The organism is Pseudomonas mangiferae (assembly GCF_007109405.1).
GTDB classification, from domain to species: domain Bacteria; phylum Pseudomonadota; class Gammaproteobacteria; order Pseudomonadales; family Pseudomonadaceae; genus Pseudomonas_T; species Pseudomonas_T mangiferae.
The window spans coordinates 1-18,041 of sequence record NZ_VJOY01000031.1; the positions used below are offsets into that span (position 1 = coordinate 1).

Genomic DNA, 18,041 nt, shown 5'->3' on the forward strand with positions numbered 1-18,041 from the left:
GGCAACGAGGGGCATGGTCGGTCTCCGTCTGGCTGACGGGGCCGATTCTCCGGGGCGGCCCCTCAGGCGTCTGGAAGATTCGAGCAGCGCCTGCGGTAGTGGCCCGGGGTCAGGCCGTAGGCGCGGCGGAACCAGCGGCCCAGGTGGCTCTGGTCGGCGAAGCCCAGGCGCATGGCGACGTCCGCCGGCGCCTCGCCCCGGGCCAGCAGGTGGCGTGCCCGGGCCAGGCGCAGCTGGATCAGGTAGGCGTGGGGAGCCAGGCCGAAGGCGGCCTTGAAGGCGCGGCTCAGGCGGAACCGATCGACCCCGCCGAGCCGCGCCAGGTCGTCCAGGCCGATGTCCTGGTCCAGGTGCGCGTGCAGGTAGTCCCGGGCCCGCAGCGCCACCTGCGGCAGGCGCGGGTCGGCCTCACTGCGGGTGCGCCACTGCAGGTGGGCGGTGAGCGCCGCCAGGAGGGTGTCCAGGGCGGTCTGGCGGACGATCCGCAACTCGTCCGCCTGCAGCACGGCGAAGGCGCCGGCGACCGCCGGCAGCAGGCCCGGGGCTCGGGACAGGGTGGTGGCGAAGCCGGGCTGGCAGGTGGCCGGCGCCTGCTCGAACAGCGCCCGCAGTTCCCGCTCCAGCCAGTGGGGGTCGAGGTACAGCATGGAATAGGTGAAGCCGCCGGGGGCGGGCGCGTCGCCGTCGTGGATCTCGCCGGGCTCCACCAGGAACACCTGGCCCGGCGTGCTCTGGTGCAGGCGATGGCGGCAGCGGAACTGCTGCACCCCCTGCTCGGTGAAACCCACCAGGTAGCTGTCGTGCCAGTGGGGGTCGTAGGCATGGCCCTCGAAATGGGCGCGGATCGTCTCGATCCCGGTTTCGGCATCCTGCCGCAGGTCGATCCAGTGGCGTGCGGTCATGGGCGGCTCCTGCGTGGCGACGGTGGCGGGACGACGTTCCGCACCCGTTGTCTCGGCTAGGGTAAACGATACCGTTTGGCGATTCTGGAAGATTCGTGCAGGAGCAGTCATGAGCGAAACGAACCCGATGGCGCGTGCGATCCTTCGCCTGCTGGCCCAGCGCAGCGAGCAGGCCTCCCTCTGCCCCTCCGAGGTGGCGCGCCACCTGGCGTCCGACGAGGGCGAATGGCGCGGGCTGATGCCGGCGGTGCGCCAGGCGGCCGCGCACCTGGCGGCGGCCGGCACGATCCGGGTGACCCAGGGCGAGCAGGAGGTGGACATCCAGGGCGAGGTGCGCGGCCCGGTGCGCCTGCGCCGCGGTGCGACCTTCGACGCCGGCGAACGCTGAGGCGCGGGGGAAGCGGGCGAATCAAACGGGCGCTTCATTTTCGCCGGAGCGTTCGCCGGTGCCCCGCGGTCGATGGAAAGACCCCATCCGCGCCACCGCTCGCGCCTTCGCCAGAGAGGATCGACCATGACCGACCGCCCTGACGTGCAGCCCTTCGACGGCCGCCTGGTACTGATCGGCTTCGGCTGCATCGGCCGCGGCGTGCTGCCGCTGCTGTTCCGCCACATCGCCCTGGACCCCGAACGGGTCACCATTCTCAGCCCGGATAGCGGCGGGCGCGCCCTGGCCGAGACCCATGGCGTCGACCTGCGCCCGCTGGCCCTCACCGAGGCCAACTACCGCGAGGTGCTGGAGCCGCTGCTGGGCCCCGGCGACTTCCTGCTCAACCTGTCGGTGGATGTTTCCAGCCAGGCGCTGATCGCCTGGTGCCGGCCCCGGGACGTGCTCTACCTGGACACCTGCACTGAGCCCTGGCAGGGCGGCTACACCGACGCCGGGCAGTCCCTGGCGGCGCGCACCAACTACGCCCTGCGGGAGGCGGTGCTGGCCCTGCGCGACGAGGGCGCCGGCGGCCCCACCGCGGTGCTCACCCACGGCGCCAACCCGGGGCTGGTCTCGCACCTCTTGAAGGAGGCGCTGCTGAGCCTCGCCGCCGACCTGGGGGACGCCGCCACGCCTCCCACCGACCGAACGGGCTGGGCACGTCTGGCCCAGCGACTGGGGGTGCGCTGCATCCACATCGCCGAGCGCGATTCCCAGGTCGCCCAGCGGCGCAAGGTGGACGACGAGTTCGTCAACACCTGGTCGGTGGACGGGTTCATCAGCGAGGCCTGCCAGCCGGCGGAGCTGGGCTGGGGCAGCCACGAGAAACAGCTGCCGCCGGACGGCCATCGCCATGCGAGTGGCTGCCAGGCCGGCATCTACCTGCAATGCCCCGGTGCCGTGACCCGGGTCCGCACATGGACGCCCCTGGCCGGCCCGACCCTGGGCCACCTGGTGACCCACAGCGAGGCGCTGTCCATCGCCGACTACCTCACCCTCGGCGAGGGGCCGAGCCCGGAATACCGGCCCACGGTGCACTACGCCTACCACCCATGCGACGACGCGCTGCTGTCCCTGCACGAGCTGGCCGGCCGCGACTGGCGGCCCCAGGCGCGGCAACGCCTGCTGGACGAGGACATCGTGACCGGTATCGACGAACTGGGGGTGTTGCTCATGGGCCATGCCCGCCGCGCCTACTGGTACGGCTCGCGGCTCGGCATCGAGCAGGCGCGGGCGCTGTGCCCGAACAACAGCGCCACCAGCCTGCAGGTGACCGCGGCGGTGATGGCGGGGGTGGTGTGGGCGATGCGCAACCCGTCCCGCGGCCTGGTGGAGCCGGACGAGATGCCCCATGACGAACTGCTGGCGCTGTGCCGGGGCTACCTGGGAGAGGTGGCGGGGGTGTACGCCGACTGGACCCCCCTGGAAGGCCGCGACCGCCTCTACCGGGAAGACCTGGACCGGGACGATCCCTGGCAATTCCGCAACTTCCGCGCCGACTGAGGCGCGGTTCAGCGGGGCAGGGGCAGGGGCAGGGCGGTGGTGTACTTGATCTGCTCCATGGCGAAGCTGGAAGTGATGTTGGTCAGCCCCTCGGTGCACGTGATCAGCTTCTTGTAGAAGCGGTCGTAGGCGGCGATGTCGCTGACCACCACCCGCAGCATGTAGTCCCACTCGCCGGCCATCCGGTAGAACTCCAGCACCTCCTCGAACTGCATCACCGTGGCGGCGAATTGCTCCAGCCAGGCATTGTCGTGGCGCTGGGTCTTCAACTGGACGAATACCGACAGGCCCAGCCCCAGGTGGTCCGGGTCCAGCAGGGTGACCCGGGCGCGGATGAAGCCGGCCTGCTCCAGGCGGCGAACACGCTTCCAGCAGGGGGTGGTGGAGAGGTTCACCGCCTCGGCGAGGTCCTTGAGGGGCAGGGTGGCGTCGCGCTGGAGCAGGGCGAGAATCTGGCGATCGAAGGCATCCATCACGGCTGCTCCTGGAAAGAGAGAAAAATTTTCCAAGAAATAGCCGTTCATGAAGAAAAAAGGAAATTTTTTACTCGGCGTGCCGACGTACGCTTTTCATCCCGTTTCCGCCGAGTGCCCATCATGCGTTCCCGTCGTACCCGCCGCCCGTTCGCCAATGCATGTTTTCTTCCGCTCGGAGATGTCCGGTGAGCGCCTGGATACGCCATGCGGTCGGCACCCTGTCCAGCGACCAGCTGCGCTCCGCCGACACCCACCTGCTGAAGCTGGACATTCCCGGCCTCAAGGGCGTGGACGTCTACCTCAAGGACGAGAGCACCCACCCCACCGGCAGCCTCAAGCATCGCCTGGCCCGCTCGCTGTTCCTCCACGCCATTTGCAGCGGCAGGATTCGCGAAGGCACACCGGTGGTGGAGGCCTCGTCCGGCAGCACCGCCATTTCCGAGGCCTATTTCGCCCGGCTGCTGGGCCTGCCGTTCACCGCGGTGATGCCGCGCCTCACCGCCCGCCGCAAGATCCAGCAGATCGAACTGTTCGGCGGCCATTGCCACTTCGTCGACCACCCGGCCGAGGTCTATGCGGTGGCGGAGCGCCTGGCCCTGGAAAGCGGCGGCCACTACATGGACCAGTTCACTTACGCCGAGCGGGCCACCGACTGGCGCGGCAACAACAACATCGCCGAAAGCATCTTCCAGCAGATGAGCGGCGAGCCGCACCCGATCCCCCACGCCATCGTCATGAGCGCCGGCACCGGCGGCACCACCGCCACCCTGGGCCGCTACATCCGCTACCGTGGCTTCGACACCCGGCTGGTGGCGGTGGACCCGGAGCATTCGGTGTTCCACGACGCCTACCACAGCGGCGACCGCAGCCTCACCAGCAGCCGCTGCGGGCGCATCGAGGGCATCGGCCGGCCACAGGTGGAGCCGTCGTTCCTGCCCGACGTGATCGACGCCATGCTGGCGGTGCCGGACGCCGCCAGCATCGCCACCCTCTACTGGCTGGAACGGCTGATCGGCCGCAAGGCGGGCGGCTCCACCGGCACCAACCTGTGGGGCGTGTTGCAGGTGGCGGGGGACATGCAGGCGCGGGGCATCCGCGGGTCGATCGTCACCTTGATGTGCGACAGCGGGGAGCGTTATCTGGATACTTACTACGACCGCGACTGGGTGGCCCGCCAGATCGGCGACATCGCCCCCTATGCCGAACGCCTCGACCTTCTTTTCCAGCCCCATTGAGACGCGCATGACCGACACGACCCATTTCTCCACCCGGGTGATCCACGCCGGGGACCAGTCCACCGTCGCCGACAACGCCATCTTCCCGGCCATCGTCACCGCCAGTTCCTTCACCAAGCGGGGCCTGGACGAGCGCACCGAATACGCCTACAGCCGGGTCAGCAACCCCACCCGCCACGCCTACGAGACCTGCATCGCCGCCCTGGAAGGCGGGCGCGGCGCCCTGGCGTGCGCCTCCGGCATGGCCGCCACCGCCAGCGTGCTGGAGCTGCTGCCCAAGGATTCCCACGTGATCGTCATGGCCGGGGTCTACGGCGGTACCTTCCGTCTGATGGAGGATTACCGCAGCCGCACCTCGGGATTGACCACCACCTACGTCGACCTCAACGACCTGGACGCCCTGGCCGCCGCGCGCCAGGACAACACCCGGCTGATCTGGATCGAGACCCCCACCAACCCCTTGCTGCAGCTGGTGGACATCGCCCCGGTGACCGCCTTCGCCCGCGCCCACGGCCTGCTCACCTGCGTCGACAACACCTTCTGCTCGCCGTGGAACCAGCGACCCATCGAGCACGGCGTGGACCTGGTGATGCACTCGGCGAGCAAGTACATCGGCGGCCACTCGGACCTCATCGGCGGGGTGGTGGTGGCGGCGGACGACGGCCTGCTGGTGCGCCTGCGGGCGGTGGGCATGGCGGTGGGTGCGGTGCAGGGGCCGTTCGACTGCTACCTGGCCCTGCGCGGCCTGAAGACCCTGGACGTGCGCATGGAGCGCCAATGTGCCAACGCACTGCGCCTGGCGCGGTTCCTGGAGGCCCACCCGCAAGTGGACGAGGTCTACTACCCGGGCCTGGAGCGCCACCCGCAGCACGCCCTGTGCCAGCGCCAGATGCGCAGCGGCGGGGCGGTGGTGTCCTTCACGGTCAAGGCCGACCGCCAGGCGGTGTCCGAGCTGGTGGGGCGGCTGTCGATCTTCGTCCTGGCCGATTCCCTGGGCGGCGTGGAAAGCATGATCAACCACTCCTACAGCATGTCCCACTGCTCCCTGACCCACGAGCAGAAGGCCGCCATCGGCATCGGCGAGAACCTGCTGCGGCTGTCGGTAGGCGTCGAGCACGCCGAGGACCTGATGGCGGACCTGGACCAGGCGCTGCGCGCGCTTCCCCAGGGCTGAACGGCGGCGCAGGCGCCGGGGCGGCAGATCCGTCCCGACGCGCCGACAAGGGGTACAGCCGGCCGGCGCCGGTCGTCGACGGGCCGGCACGGACGCCTGCGGCATGGGCGATGCTGCCGGACGCACGCACATGAACAAGGAGGGAACATGCGCATCGTGTCGTTCTTCGATTCCGCCACCTGCACCTACAGCCACCTGATCGTCGACCCGGCCAGCGCCCGCTGCGCCATCGTCGACCCGGTGCTGGACTACGACCCCGCGGCGGCCCGCATCGGCCATGACGGCGCGGACCGGCTGATCGGCTACATCCGCCAGCAGGGCCTGGAGGTGGACTGGCTGCTGGAGACCCATGTCCACGCCGACCACCTGTCCGCCGCCCACTACCTGCGCGACCGGCTGGGCGGGCGCCTCGGCATCGGCGCCGGCATCCCCCAGGTGCAGGAAACCTTCGGCGAGCTGTTCGATGCCGAGGCGGACTTTCCCCGGGACGGCAGCCAGTTCGACCGGCTGTTTGCCGACGGCGAGCGCTTCCGCATCGGCACCCTCGACGTGGAGGTGCTGCACACCCCCGGTCATACCCCGGCCTGCATCACCTACCGGGTGGGCGACGCGGCGTTCGTCGGCGACACCCTGTTCATGCCCGACAGCGGCACCGCCCGCTGCGATTTCCCCGGCGGCGATCCGCGCCAGCTCTACCGTTCGATCCGCCGGCTGTTCGAGTTGCCGGACGAGACCCGCCTGTTCCTCTGTCACGACTACAAGGCGCCGGGCCGCGAGCGCTATTGCGGCGAGACGAGCGTGGGCGAGCAGCGGGCGCACAACATCCACGTGGGCCAGGCCATGAGCGAGGATGCCTTCGTCGCCCTGCGCAGCCAGCGCGACCAGGGCCTGGAGATGCCGCGCCTGCTGCTGCCGGCGGTGCAGGTCAACATGCGCGCTGGCGAACTGCCACCCCCGGCGGCCAACGGCCGGCGCTACCTCAAGCTGCCGCTGGATTGTTTCTAGCCGCTGCGCGGGAAGCGCCATGCGGCGAGGCGCCGGCAGCAGCGGCGCGTGCGCGCTTTCACGGGTGCGTCGCTGCGTCTTCGCGACCTCGCCTCGCCTGGGGCTTTTCAGGCAGGCGCGGCCACGGCAGACCGGCGCTGGGCCGGGCCACGGCGAATACCGGCTATCGCCACGTCGCGCCGAGCTCACTCCCTCGCCTTGCGCCGTTCTCGTATCCCAAGGCTCCAATCGCGTTCGTATCGGCGTGGCCGCTCGTGGCTCGAATCCACCCCGGCTTACGCACCCCGTCCCACCCGGCGGGTTTACGCCGGCGCGTTTGCCGTCGACAGTAAGGTGTCCGGCCGGCCCTTCGCCCGCCCTCCAGAGGAGAACTCCATGAAGCTCTACTATGCGCCCTCCGCCTGTTCCCTGGCCTCCCACATCGTGCTGCGGGAACTGCAGCTGCCATTCGAGCTGGTGCGGGTCGACATCCGCGCCAAGCGCACCGCCGAGGGCGACGATTTCCTCGCCATCAACCCCAAGGGCTACGTGGCCGCGCTGACCCTGGACGATGGCCAGGTGCTGACCGAGGTGCCGGCGCTGCTGCAGTACCTCGCCGACCTGCGCCCCGAGGCCGGGCTGGCGCCGCCGGCGGGCAGCTGGGAACGGGTACGCCTGCAGGAGCTGCTGTCCTTCCTCGCCAGCGAGATCCACACCGGCGGCTGCGCGCTGTTGTTCAACCCGCGGGTCCCCGAGGACGCCAAGCCGTTCTTCCGCGAGCGATTGGGCATGCGCCTGGATGGCATCGCCGCCGACCTGGACGGGCGCGACTACCTGCTGGGCGAGCGCTTCGGGGTCGCCGACGCGTTCTTCTTCACCATGCTGCGCTGGCTGCCGCACCTGGGGCTGGACCTGGCGCGCTGGCCGGTCTTCGGCGCCTACATGGCGCGCATCGAGCCGCGCCCCGCGGTGCGCGACGCCCTGGCGGCCGAAGCGGCCTGAATGACGGGCTGGCGGCGCCTCGACCCCGACGGGGCGTCGCCGGCTGGCCAAAACGGTCAGCCAAGTTGAGGGCTTCGGCCATTGTCCGGGCCCTCCTCGCTGCCGAAGATAGGGGTTTGCACGAACCTTCCGGAGACTTGCGATGCAGATCGAAAACAAGGTGTTCCTGGTCACCGGCGGCGCGTCCGGCCTGGGCGCGGCCACCGCCGAGGCCCTGGTGGCCGCCGGCGCCCGCGTGGTGCTGGCGGACCTCAACGGCGCGGCCCTGGACGCCAAGGTCGCCGAGCTGGGCGGTAACGCCCGCGCGGTGGTGGCCGACATCGCCGACGAAGCCTCCGCCCAAGGCGCGGTGGACGCCGCGCTGGAGGCCTTCGGCGGCCTGCACGGGCTGGTCAACTGCGCCGGCGTCGTGGCCGGCGAGAAGGTCCTGGGCAAGCAGGGCCCCCATGGCCTGGCGAGCTTCAGCCGGGTGATCGGGGTCAACCTGATCGGCACCTTCAACATGTTGCGCCTGGCCGCCGAGGCCATGGCCCGCGGCGAGCCGGACGCCAACGGCGAACGCGGGGTGGTGATCAACACCGCGTCCGTCGCGGCCTTCGACGGGCAGATCGGCCAGGCGGCCTACGCCGCGTCCAAGGGCGGCGTCGCCAGCCTGACCCTGCCGGCGGCGCGGGAACTGGCGCGCTTCGGCATCCGCGTGATGACCATCGCCCCGGGCATCTTCGAGACGCCGATGATGGCCGGCATGACCCCCGAGGTGCGGGATTCCCTGGCCGCCGGCGTGCCGTTCCCGCCGCGGCTGGGTCGCCCGGCGGAGTACGCCGCCCTGGTCCGCCACATCATCGAGAACAGCATGCTCAACGGCGAGGTGATCCGTCTCGACGGCGCCTTGCGGATGGCCGCCAAATGAAGGAGAACGCCATGCACACCGATCCCATCGTCATCGTCGGCAGCGCCCGCACCCCCATGGGCGGCTTCCAGGGCGACCTCAAGGGCGCCAGCGCGCCGGAACTGGGCGCCGCCGCCATCCGCGCGGCGGTGCAGCGCAGCGGCTTGCCGTCCGACGCGGTCCAGGAAGTGCTGATGGGCTGCGTGCTGCCGGCCGGCCTCGGCCAGGCGCCGGCACGCCAGGCGGCCCTCGGCGCCGGCCTGGACGAAGGCACCGTCTGCACCACCCTGAACAAGATGTGCGGCTCCGGCATGCAGGCGGCCATCGTCGCCCATGACCTGCTGCGGGCCGGCAGCGCCGACGTGGTGGTGGCCGGCGGCATGGAGAGCATGACCAACGCCCCCTACCTGCTGGAGAAGGCCCGCGGCGGCTACCGCATGGGCCACGGCAAGGTGCTCGACCACATGTTCCTCGACGGCCTGGAAGACGCCTACGACAAGGGGCGCCTGATGGGCACCTTCGCCGAGGACTGCGCCGGGGCCCACGGCTTCGACCGCCAGGCCCAGGACGCCTACGCCCTGGAATCCCTGCAGCGTGCCCGCGACGCCATCGAGCAGGGCCGCTTCGCCGAGGAAATCGTCCCGGTGGACGTCAGCGTCGGCCGCGAGACCCGCCAGGTCGCCGAGGACGAGCAGCCGCCCAAGGCGCGCCCGGACAAGATCGCCAGCCTCAAGCCGGCGTTCCGCGAGGGCGGCACCGTCACCGCGGCCAACTCCAGCTCCATTTCCGACGGCGCCGCTGCGCTGGTGCTGATGCGCCGGTCCGAGGCCGAGCGCCGCGGTCTCGCGGTGCAGGCGGTGATCCACGGCCATGCCGCCCACGCCGGCGCCCCCAACCTGTTCCCCACCGCCCCCATCGGCGCGATCCGCAAGCTCATGGCGCGTACCGGCTGGAGCCTGGACGAAGTGGACCTGTTCGAGATCAACGAGGCCTTCGCCGTGGTCGCCATGGTGACCATGGGCGAGCTGGGCCTGGACCACGCCAAAGTCAACGTCAATGGCGGCGCCTGCGCCCTGGGCCACCCCATCGGGGCGTCCGGCGCGCGCATCCTGGTGACCCTGCTGGCGGCCCTGCGCGCCCGTGGCCTGCGCCGTGGTGTGGCGGCGATCTGCATCGGCGGCGGCGAAGCCACGGCGATGGCCGTGGAAATCCCGGAGGCCTGACCCATGCTGCTCAACGACGACCAGCTCAGCATCGGCGAGATGGCGCGCCAGTTCGCCCAGGAGCGCCTGCGCCCGTTCGCCGACCAGTGGGACCGCGAGCATCGCTACCCGGCGGAGGCCATCCGCGAGATGGCCGACCTCGGCTTCTTCGGCATGCTGGTGCCAGAGGAGTGGGGTGGCAGCGACACCGGCTACCTGGCCTACGCCCTGGCCCTGGAAGAGATCGCCGCCGGCGATGGCGCCTGTTCCACCATCATGAGCGTGCATAATTCGGTGGGCTGCGTGCCGATCCTGCGCTTCGGCAGCGACGAGCAGAAGCGCCGCTTCCTGACGCCCCTGGCCCGTGGCGAGCAGATCGGCGCCTTCGCCCTCACCGAGCCCCAGGCCGGCTCCGATGCCAGCGCGCTGCGCACCCGCGCCCGGCGCGACGGCGACCACTACGTCATCAACGGCGCCAAGCAGTTCATCACCTCCGGGCAGAACGCCGGCACGGTGATCGTCTTCGCGGTCACCGACCCCGAAGCCGGCAAGCGCGGCATCAGCGCCTTCATCGTGCCCACCGACACCCCCGGTTACAGCGTGGTGCGGGTCGAGGACAAGCTCGGCCAGCACGCCTCGGACACCTGCCAGATCGCCTTCGAGGACCTGCGCGTCCCGGTTGCCCAGCGGCTGGGCGAGGAGGGCGAGGGCTATCGCATCGCCCTGGCCAACCTGGAGGGCGGGCGCATCGGCATCGCCGCCCAGGCGGTGGGCATGGCCCGCGCCGCCTTCGAGGTGGCCCGGGACTACGCCCGGGAGCGGGAAGCCTTCGGCAAGTCCCTGGTGGAGCACCAGGCGGTGGCCTTCCGCCTGGCCGACATGGCGACCCAGATCGCCGTGGCGCGGCAGATGGTCCACCACGCCGCGGCCCTGCGGGAAGCCGGGCAGCCGGCCCTGGTAGAGGCCTCCATGGCCAAGCTGTTCGCCTCGGAGATGGCCGAGAAGGTCTGCTCGGCGGCGATCCAGACCCTGGGCGGCTACGGCTACCTCAAGGACTTCCCGGTGGAGCGCATCTATCGCGACGTGCGCGTCTGCCAGATCTATGAAGGCACCAGCGACATCCAGCGCCTGGTGATCGCCCGCAACCTCGGAGAATGACCATGACCTACGAAACCCTGCTGGTGGACATCCAGTCCCGCGTGGCGCTGATCACCCTCAACCGGCCCAAGGCGCTCAACGCACTGAACGCCCAGTTGATCGACGAACTGAACCAGGCCCTGGACCGCGTGGAGAAGGACCCGGACGTGGGCTGCGTGGTGCTCACCGGCTCGGCCAAGGCCTTCGCCGCCGGCGCGGACATCAAGGAGATGGCGGACATGACCTACCCGCAGATCTACCTGGACGACTACTTCGCCGCCGCCGACCGCATCGCCAACCGCCGCAAGCCGCTGATCGCCGCGGTCTCCGGCTACGCCCTGGGCGGCGGCTGCGAACTGGCGCTGCTGTGCGACTTCATCTACGCCGCCGACACCGCCCGCTTCGGCCTGCCGGAAATCACCCTGGGGGTGCTACCGGGCATCGGCGGTACCCAGCGCCTGACCCGCGCCCTGGGCAAGTCCAAGGCCATGGAGATGTGCCTCACCGGGCGCATGATGGACGCCGCCGAGGCTGAGCGTGCCGGCCTGGTGGCGCGGGTGGTGCCCCAGGCGGAGCTGCTGGAGGTGACCCTGGAGGCCGCCCGCGGCATCGCCGCCAAGTCGTTGCCGGCGGCGATGATGATCAAGGAATGCGTCAACCGGGTGTTCGAGACCAACCTGGCCGAGGGCGTGCGTTTCGAGCGCCGGGTCTTCCATGCGGTGTTCGCCACCGCGGACCAGAAGGAAGGCATGCGCGCCTTCGTGGAAAAACGCGACCCGGCCTTCACCCACCAGTGAGGCGTCTACCGGGCCGCCCGGCCCGGTCCGGCTGGGACAGGATCAGCGTGCGGTAGCGTCCCGGGTTGGTCCCGGTCCATTTGCGGAATGCCTTGTAGAACGAGCTGATGTCGGCGAAGCCCAGGCGTTCGGCGATGGCCGCGAACGGCAGGTCGGCCTCGGCCAGCCAGCCGATGGCCAGGTCGCGGCGCACGCCGTCCTTAAGCGCCTGGTAGGGCTGACCCAGTGCCGCCAGACGCCGCCGCAGGGTCGAGGGCGACACGTGGAAGGTGGCGGCCAGGCGTTCGCCGTCGGGCCACTGCGCCGGTGGCAGGCCTCGCAGGTGGGCCTTGATGTGGGTCGCCAGGCTGTCGTGGTCCTGGTATTTCACCAGGATGTTCCCCGGTGCTTGGGCCAGGAAGCGCTGCAGGTCCTTCTCATCCCGGCGGATCGGTGCATCCAGGGCATCGGCGGCGAAGATGATGCGGTTGGCGGGACGGGCGAACCGCAGGTTTTCCGAGAACATCACCCGGTAGTCGTCCAGGTAGGCCGGCGCCGCGCAGCGCACGTCCACCGCCAGGATCGGGATGCGCCGGCCTGCCAGCCAGCACGCCACGCCGTGCAGGATCAGCCAGAAGGTGAAGTAGGCGAAGGCCCGCCGCGGCTCGTCCGGGTCGTGCAGGACGATCTCCGCCAGTTCGTCGCGGCGGATCAGCTCGGCGCGGAAGTCTTCGTCCAGTAGGCGCAGGAATTCGAGCCCGTGGGGCAATGCCTCGGCCAGGGTCGGCTGGGCCATGCAGGCACGGCAGAGGAAGGCGAAGCTGCCGGCGCGCAGCGGTCGCGCGGCCATGCCGAAGAACTCGTCGTCGTAGCGGCGCGCCAGACGCCGCCAGAGGCGCTCGAAGTAACCGACCCCGACCCGGCCGTCCGGGTCGTCCAGCCCCTGGGCCGACAGGCCTTCACGGGCCAGCAGAGCGTCCGGGGCGAGGCCCAGGGGCTGGTAGCCCAGCAGCGCTTCGTGTACCAGGCGATTGGAAATGGTGCCTTTGACGGCCATGGGGCGGTGGCGAATCCGGCGGCTGGAGAGGGCGCCATTCTGCCTCAGGAATGGGCGCCGGCGCCAAGCCGGGACTGGCTGGAAGAAAAGGCCGGCGTCCCCGTGCGGAGGACGCCGGGGACCGTCAGATGTGCAGCGCGTGGCCGAGGGCGCGCAGCGCCGTCTCCTGCACCGCTTCGCCCAGGGTGGGGTGCGGGTGGATGGTGCCGGCGATGTCCTCCAGGCGGGCGCCCATTTCCAGGGACTGGACGAAGGCGATGGACAGCTCCGAGACGCCGCGTCCCACCGCCTGCCAGCCGAGGATGCGGTGGTCGTCCTGGCGCGCCACCACCCGCACGAAGCCGTCCTGGGCATCCAGGGTCATGGCGCGCCCATTGGCGGCGAAGGGGAATGACGCCACCTTGCAGTCGATGCCGCGGGCTTTGGCGTCGTCCGGGGACAGCCCCACGGCTACCACCTCCGGGTCGGTGAAGCACACCGCGGGAATCGCGGCCGGGACGAAGCGGCGTTTCCGCCCGGCGATGATCTCCGCCACCATCTCGCCCTGGGCCATGGCACGGTGCGCCAGCATCGGCTCGCCGGTGAGGTCGCCGATGGCCCAGACGTTGCGCATGGAGGTGCGGCACTGGTCGTCCACCTTCAGCGCGTGGCCGGCCCGCTCCAGCATCAGGGTATCCAGGTTGAAGCCGTCGGTGCGCGGCCGGCGGCCGACCGCCACCAGCACGCAGTCCGCCTGCAGGGTGCGTTCCTGGCCCTCGGCGTCGCGTACCCGCACACCCTGGCCGGCCTCGTCCAGGCCCAGCACGCTGTGCTTGAGGTACAGCTCCACGCCGAGCCGGCGCAGGCTGGTGGCCACCGGGGCGCCCAGCTCGGCGTCGTAGGCGGGCAGCACCCGCTCCTGGGCCTCGACGATGGCCACGTCCGCGCCCAGCTTGCGGTAGGCGGTGCCCAGTTCCAGGCCGATGTAGCCGCCGCCCACCACTACCAGGCGCTTCGGCAACTGCTTGGGGGAGAGGGCTTCGGTGGCGGAAATGACGATACCGCCCAGGGGCATGAACGGCAGTTCCACCGACTGCGAGCCGGTGGCCAGCAGCAGGTGTTCGCATTGGATGCGGGTGGCGGGGCCGCCCGTGGCGTTCTGCACGTCGACGTTCTTGCCGTTGACGATGTGGGCCCAGCCCTTGATCACCTGCACGCCACTCTTCTTCAGCAGGGTGCCGACGCCGCCGGTGAGGCGGCCGACGATGCCGTCTTTCCAGCGCACCGTCTGTTCGAGGTCCAGGGTCGGCGCCTGTACGCGGATGCCCAGCTGGCCGTGCTCGGCATGGTGGCTGGCCTTCTCGAACTCCTCGGCGGCGTGGATCAGCGCCTTGGACGGGATGCAGCCGATGTTCAGGCAGGTGCCGCCCAGGCTCTCGCCTTCCACCAGCACCGTCTTGATCCCCAGCTGGGCGGCGCGGATAGCCGCCACGTAGCCGCCGGGGCCGCCGCCGATGATCAGCAGTTGGGTATTGAGTGTCTGGCTCATGGTCACTCCACGAAAAGCAGGGCGGGGGTTTCGAGCAGGCGACGCACCGCCTGGATGAATTCGGCGGCGTCCATGCCGTCGACCACCCGGTGATCGAAGGAGGAGGACAGGTTCATCATTTTCCGGCCGACCACCGTGCCGTGGCGGAACACCGGGCGTTCAATGATGCGGTTGACGCCGACGATGGCCACCTCGGGGTAGTTGATCACCGGGGTGGACACCAGCCCGCCCAGGGGGCCGAGGCTGCTGATGGTAATGGAGGAGCCGGACAGTTCGTCGCGACTGGCCTTGCCAGTGCGGACCGCGTCGGCAAGGCGGGCGATCTCGGCGGCGGTAGCCCACATGTCCAGGCTCTCGGCATGCCGCAGCACCGGCACCGACAGGCCGGCCTCGCTCTGGGTGGCGATGCCCAGGTGCACCGCGCCGTAGCGGGTGACCTTGTCGTTGTCGTCGTCGAAGCGCGCGTTCATCTGCGGGAAATCCCGCAGGGCCACCACCATCGCCCGGGCGAGGAACGGCAGCAGGGTGAGCTTGCCGCGCGCCTGGCCCCAGGTGTGGTTGAGCTGGACCCGCAGGGTCTCCAGGTCGGTGACGTCCACTTCCTCGACGTAGGTGAAGTGGGGGATGCGCCGCTTGGCCTCCTGCATCTTCTGAGCGATTTTGCGGCGCAGGCCGATGACCTGGATCTCTTCTTCGTCGTGGCGGGCCTCGTAGCGGCTGGCCGCCTGACCATGGCCGCGGGCCGCGCCTTCCTGGTAAGCGTCCAGGTCCTCGTGGAGCACCCGTCCGCCGGGGCCGCTGCCCGGCACGAAATGCAGCTCGATGCCCAGGTCCCAGGCGCGCTTGCGCACCGCCGGGGAGGCCAGGGGCGCTTCGCCGGGAGCCCGCGCCACGCTCGGGCGCTTCGCCGGGGGGGCTTTCTTCGGTGCGCTGGCCGGTGCGGCCGGGGCCTTGGCGACCTCGGCCGGCGCGGCATGCTGGACCACCTTCTCGGCGACCACCGCGGCATCGCTCTTGGCCATGTCCGGTGCGATGTCCGGGACCGCCGCCGGCCCGCTGGAGGCCATGCCGTGGTCGTCGGCGTTGCCCTGGCCTTCCACTTCCAGGCGGATCAGCTCGCCGCCCACGGGGATCACTTCGCCGGGCTTGCCGCCCAGGGCGATGACCTTGCCCACCACCGGGGAGGGAATCTCCACCATGGCCTTGTCGGTCATCACGTCCGCCAGGTTCTGGTCCTCGCCGACGGCGTCGCCCACCGCCACGTGCCAGGCCACCAGTTCCACTTCGGCGATGCCTTCACCGATGTCCGGCATCTTGATCACATAGGTACCCATTCAAACCTCCATGACGCGCTTGAGCGCTGCGCCGACCCGCGCGGGACCGGGGAAATAGTCCCATTCCTGGGCGTGGGGGTAGGGCGTGTCCCACCCGGTGACCCGCTCGATGGGGGCTTCCAGGTGGTAGAAACAGTGTTCCTGGACCAGGGACACCAGCTCCGCGCCGAAGCCGCAGGTACGGGTCGCCTCGTGCAGCACCAGGCAGCGGCGGGTCTTCTTCACCGACTCGACGATGGTCTCCAGGTCCAGCGGCCACAGGCTGCGCAGGTCGATCACCTCGGCGTCGATGCCGGTCTCCTCGGCGGCGGCCTGGGCGACCCAGACGGTGGTGCCGTAGGTGAGGATGGTGATCTGCTTGCCCGGGCGGACCACGGCCGCGCTGTCCAGGGGCACGTTGTAATAGCCCTCCGGCACCGCCGCGGTGGGGTGCTTCGCCCAGGGGGTCACCGGGCGGTCGTGGTGACCGTCGAAGGGGCCGTTGTAGAGGCGCTTGGGTTCGAGGAACACCACCGGGTCGTCGCTCTCGATGGAGGCGATCAGCAGGCCCTTGGCGTCGTAGGGGTTGGACGGCATCACCGTGCGCAGGCCGCAGACCTGGGTGAAGATCGCCTCGGGACTCTGGCTGTGGGTCTGTCCGCCGTAGATGCCGCCGCCACAAGGCATGCGGAAGGTGATGGCCGAGGTGAACTGACCGTTGGAGCGGTAGCGCAGGCGCGCCGCCTCGGAGACGATCTGGTCCACCGCCGGGTAGACGTAGTCGGCGAACTGGATCTCCGCCACCGGCCGCAGGCCGTAGGCGCTCATGCCCACTGCGGCGCCGGCAATGCCGTTTTCGGAGATGGGCGCGTCGAACACCCGCGACTTGCCGTATTTCGCCTGCAGGCCATCGGTGCAACGGAACACGCCGCCGAAGTAGCCCACGTCTTCGCCGAAGATCACCACGTTGTCGTCGCGGCCGAGCATCACGTCCATGGCCGAGCGCAGCGCCTGGATCATGGTCATCGAGGCGACGGCGGAAGCCTCGTGGGCCTTCTGTTCGTTGAGTGCGTTCATGGTCATACCCCGAGCTGCTGACGTTGCCGGCGAAGGTGTTCAGGCATGTCCTTGTAGACCCCCTCGAACATGTCGGCGGCGCTGGGTACCCGGCCATTGCCGAGGGTGCCGTAGCTTTCCGCTTCCTTCTGCGCGCTGGCGATTTCCGCCTCGAGGGCCTTCTGGGTCTCCTCGTGTTCCTGTTCCGACCAGGCGCCGATGGCGATCAGGTGCTTCTTCAGGCGGGCGATGGGGTCGCCCAGGGGGAAGTTGGACCAGTCGTCGGCCGGCCGGTACTTGGACGGGTCGTCGGAGGTGGAGTGGGGGCCGGCGCGGTAGGTGACCCACTCGATAAGGGTCGGGCCGAGGTTGCGCCGGGCGCGCTCGGCGGCCCAGCGGGAGGCGGCATACACCGCTAGGAAGTCATTGCCGTCCACCCGCAGGGAGGCGACGCCGTAGCCGATGCCGCGGGCCGCGAAGGTGGTCCCCTCGCCGCCGGCGAAGGCCTGGAAGGTGGAGATTGCCCACTGGTTGTTGACCACGTTGAGGATCACCGGCGCCTTGTACACGTGGGCGAAGGTGAGGCCGGCGTGGAAGTCCGAGGCGGCGGTGGAGCCGTCGCCGATCCAGGCCGAGGAAATCCGCGTGTCGCCCTTGATCGCCGAGGCCATGGCCCAGCCCACGGCCTGGATGTACTGGGTACCCAGGTTGCCGGAGATGGAGAAGAAGCCGGCATCGCGGTAGGAGTACATCACCGGCAGCTGGCGGCCCTTGAGGGGGTCGCGCTCGTTGGAGAGCAGCTGGCACATCATCTCCACGGTGGAGACTTCCCGGGTGATCAGGATGCCCTGCTGGCGGTAGGTGGGGAAATTCATGTCACCGTCGCGCAGCGCCAGGGTCTGCCCGACCGCGATGGCTTCCTCGCCCAGGCACTGGATGTAGAACGACAGCTTCTTCTGGCGCTGGGCGATGAGCATGCGGGAGTCGAAGGCCCGGGTCTTCATCATCGCCCGCAGGCCGCGGCGCAGCAGGTCCGGGGAGATGTCCTCGGCCCATGGGCCGACCGCCTGGCCGTTCTCGTCCAGCACGCGGATCAGTTGCATGGACAGGTCGCGAGTATCCACCGGCTCGACGTCCAGCGGCGGGCGGCGCACGCTGCCGGCCGGGCTCAGCTTGAGGTAGGTGAAGTCCGTCTGGCAGCCAGGGCGTCCCGTCGGTTCAGGGACGTGCAGGCACAACCGCTCCGAATCACTCATGTGTTTCTCCAGAATACGTTCAGCGTGTTTTTCCTCGTGCTGGCGGACAGCCGAGGGGAATACGGATCGCGAGCGAGAAGCGCCTTACGGCGGCAGGGGCGCGTGGGGATTCAGGCAGGGG

The 18,041-nt window shown here is 70.0% G+C and carries 17 protein-coding genes; 10 read left to right on the forward strand and 7 right to left on the reverse strand.

Annotation, left to right across the window (positions count from 1 at the left end; all coding sequences use genetic code 11):
* Nucleotides 1–62: 62 nt before the first annotated feature.
* A complete protein-coding gene (locus tag FM069_RS21110; RefSeq protein ID WP_143490385.1) occupies nucleotides 63–902 on the reverse strand; it encodes an AraC family transcriptional regulator in 840 nt (279 codons plus the stop codon).
* Between the two features lie 109 nt (nucleotides 903–1,011).
* On the opposite strand from FM069_RS21110, the gene FM069_RS21115 reads away from it, so the two are divergent.
* Together FM069_RS21115 and FM069_RS21120 are read left to right on the forward strand one after the other, a co-directional pair.
* Nucleotides 1,012–1,290 (forward strand): DUF3253 domain-containing protein, encoded by a 279-nt coding sequence (locus tag FM069_RS21115; protein ID WP_143490386.1) that lies wholly within the window; start codon nucleotides 1,012–1,014, stop codon nucleotides 1,288–1,290.
* Between the two features lie 126 nt (nucleotides 1,291–1,416).
* On the forward strand, nucleotides 1,417–2,835 hold the full coding sequence (locus tag FM069_RS21120) for a homospermidine synthase (protein WP_143490387.1): 1,419 nt from the start codon (nucleotides 1,417–1,419) through the stop codon (nucleotides 2,833–2,835).
* An 8-nt stretch (nucleotides 2,836–2,843) separates the two neighbouring features.
* Here FM069_RS21120 and FM069_RS21125 read toward each other — a convergent pair whose 3' ends face one another.
* Nucleotides 2,844–3,308, reverse strand: coding sequence for an Lrp/AsnC family transcriptional regulator (locus tag FM069_RS21125; RefSeq protein WP_143490388.1), 465 nt, complete (start codon nucleotides 3,306–3,308; stop codon nucleotides 2,844–2,846).
* A 188-nt stretch (nucleotides 3,309–3,496) separates the two neighbouring features.
* Here FM069_RS21125 and FM069_RS21130 point away from each other — a divergent pair, with 188 nt between their 5' ends.
* The 8 genes from FM069_RS21130 (at nucleotide 3,497) to FM069_RS21165 (ending at nucleotide 11,731) form a co-directional block, all read left to right on the forward strand.
* A complete protein-coding gene (locus FM069_RS21130) occupies nucleotides 3,497–4,546 on the forward strand; it encodes a PLP-dependent cysteine synthase family protein (RefSeq protein WP_233282097.1) in 1,050 nt (349 codons plus the stop codon).
* A 7-nt stretch (nucleotides 4,547–4,553) separates the two neighbouring features.
* A complete protein-coding gene (locus FM069_RS21135; protein ID WP_143490390.1) occupies nucleotides 4,554–5,720 on the forward strand; it encodes a trans-sulfuration enzyme family protein in 1,167 nt (388 codons plus the stop codon).
* Nucleotides 5,721–5,867: 147 nt separating this feature from the next.
* A complete protein-coding gene (locus FM069_RS21140) occupies nucleotides 5,868–6,725 on the forward strand; it encodes an MBL fold metallo-hydrolase (protein WP_143490391.1) in 858 nt (285 codons plus the stop codon).
* A gap of 375 nt (nucleotides 6,726–7,100) precedes the next feature.
* On the forward strand, nucleotides 7,101–7,706 hold the full coding sequence (gstA, locus tag FM069_RS21145) for a glutathione transferase GstA (protein WP_143490392.1): 606 nt from the start codon (nucleotides 7,101–7,103) through the stop codon (nucleotides 7,704–7,706).
* 142 nt (nucleotides 7,707–7,848) lie between these two features.
* Nucleotides 7,849–8,616, forward strand: coding sequence for an SDR family NAD(P)-dependent oxidoreductase (locus FM069_RS21150; protein ID WP_143490393.1), 768 nt, complete (start codon nucleotides 7,849–7,851; stop codon nucleotides 8,614–8,616).
* Nucleotides 8,617–8,627: 11 nt separating this feature from the next.
* Nucleotides 8,628–9,818, forward strand: coding sequence for an acetyl-CoA C-acyltransferase (locus FM069_RS21155; RefSeq protein ID WP_143490394.1), 1,191 nt, complete (start codon nucleotides 8,628–8,630; stop codon nucleotides 9,816–9,818).
* Between the two features lie 3 nt (nucleotides 9,819–9,821).
* Entirely contained in the window at nucleotides 9,822–10,955 is a 1,134-nt protein-coding gene (locus FM069_RS21160) for an acyl-CoA dehydrogenase (protein ID WP_143490395.1), read from the forward strand.
* 2 nt (nucleotides 10,956–10,957) lie between these two features.
* The gene (locus tag FM069_RS21165) at nucleotides 10,958–11,731 is read left to right on the forward strand and encodes an enoyl-CoA hydratase (protein WP_143490396.1); all 774 of its coding nucleotides are present in this window, start codon (nucleotides 10,958–10,960) and stop codon (nucleotides 11,729–11,731) included.
* Here FM069_RS21165 and FM069_RS21170 read toward each other — a convergent pair.
* From FM069_RS21170 to FM069_RS21190, 5 genes are all read right to left on the reverse strand, one after another.
* The gene (locus tag FM069_RS21170; protein WP_143490397.1) at nucleotides 11,718–12,767 is read right to left on the reverse strand and encodes an AraC family transcriptional regulator; all 1,050 of its coding nucleotides are present in this window, start codon (nucleotides 12,765–12,767) and stop codon (nucleotides 11,718–11,720) included. The genes FM069_RS21165 and FM069_RS21170 overlap by 14 nt on opposite strands.
* A 124-nt stretch (nucleotides 12,768–12,891) precedes the next feature.
* Nucleotides 12,892–14,295, reverse strand: coding sequence for a dihydrolipoyl dehydrogenase (lpdA, locus tag FM069_RS21175; protein WP_143490398.1), 1,404 nt, complete (start codon nucleotides 14,293–14,295; stop codon nucleotides 12,892–12,894).
* 2 nt (nucleotides 14,296–14,297) lie between these two features.
* The gene (locus tag FM069_RS21180) at nucleotides 14,298–15,629 is read right to left on the reverse strand and encodes a dihydrolipoamide acetyltransferase family protein (RefSeq protein WP_143490399.1); all 1,332 of its coding nucleotides are present in this window, start codon (nucleotides 15,627–15,629) and stop codon (nucleotides 14,298–14,300) included.
* Nucleotides 15,630–16,685, reverse strand: a complete 1,056-nt coding sequence (locus tag FM069_RS21185; protein ID WP_143490400.1) for an alpha-ketoacid dehydrogenase subunit beta — start codon at nucleotides 16,683–16,685, stop codon at nucleotides 15,630–15,632.
* 2 nt (nucleotides 16,686–16,687) lie between these two features.
* Nucleotides 16,688–17,920, reverse strand: a complete 1,233-nt coding sequence (locus tag FM069_RS21190; protein WP_143490401.1) for a 3-methyl-2-oxobutanoate dehydrogenase (2-methylpropanoyl-transferring) subunit alpha — start codon at nucleotides 17,918–17,920, stop codon at nucleotides 16,688–16,690.
* Nucleotides 17,921–18,041 lie beyond the last annotated feature (121 nt).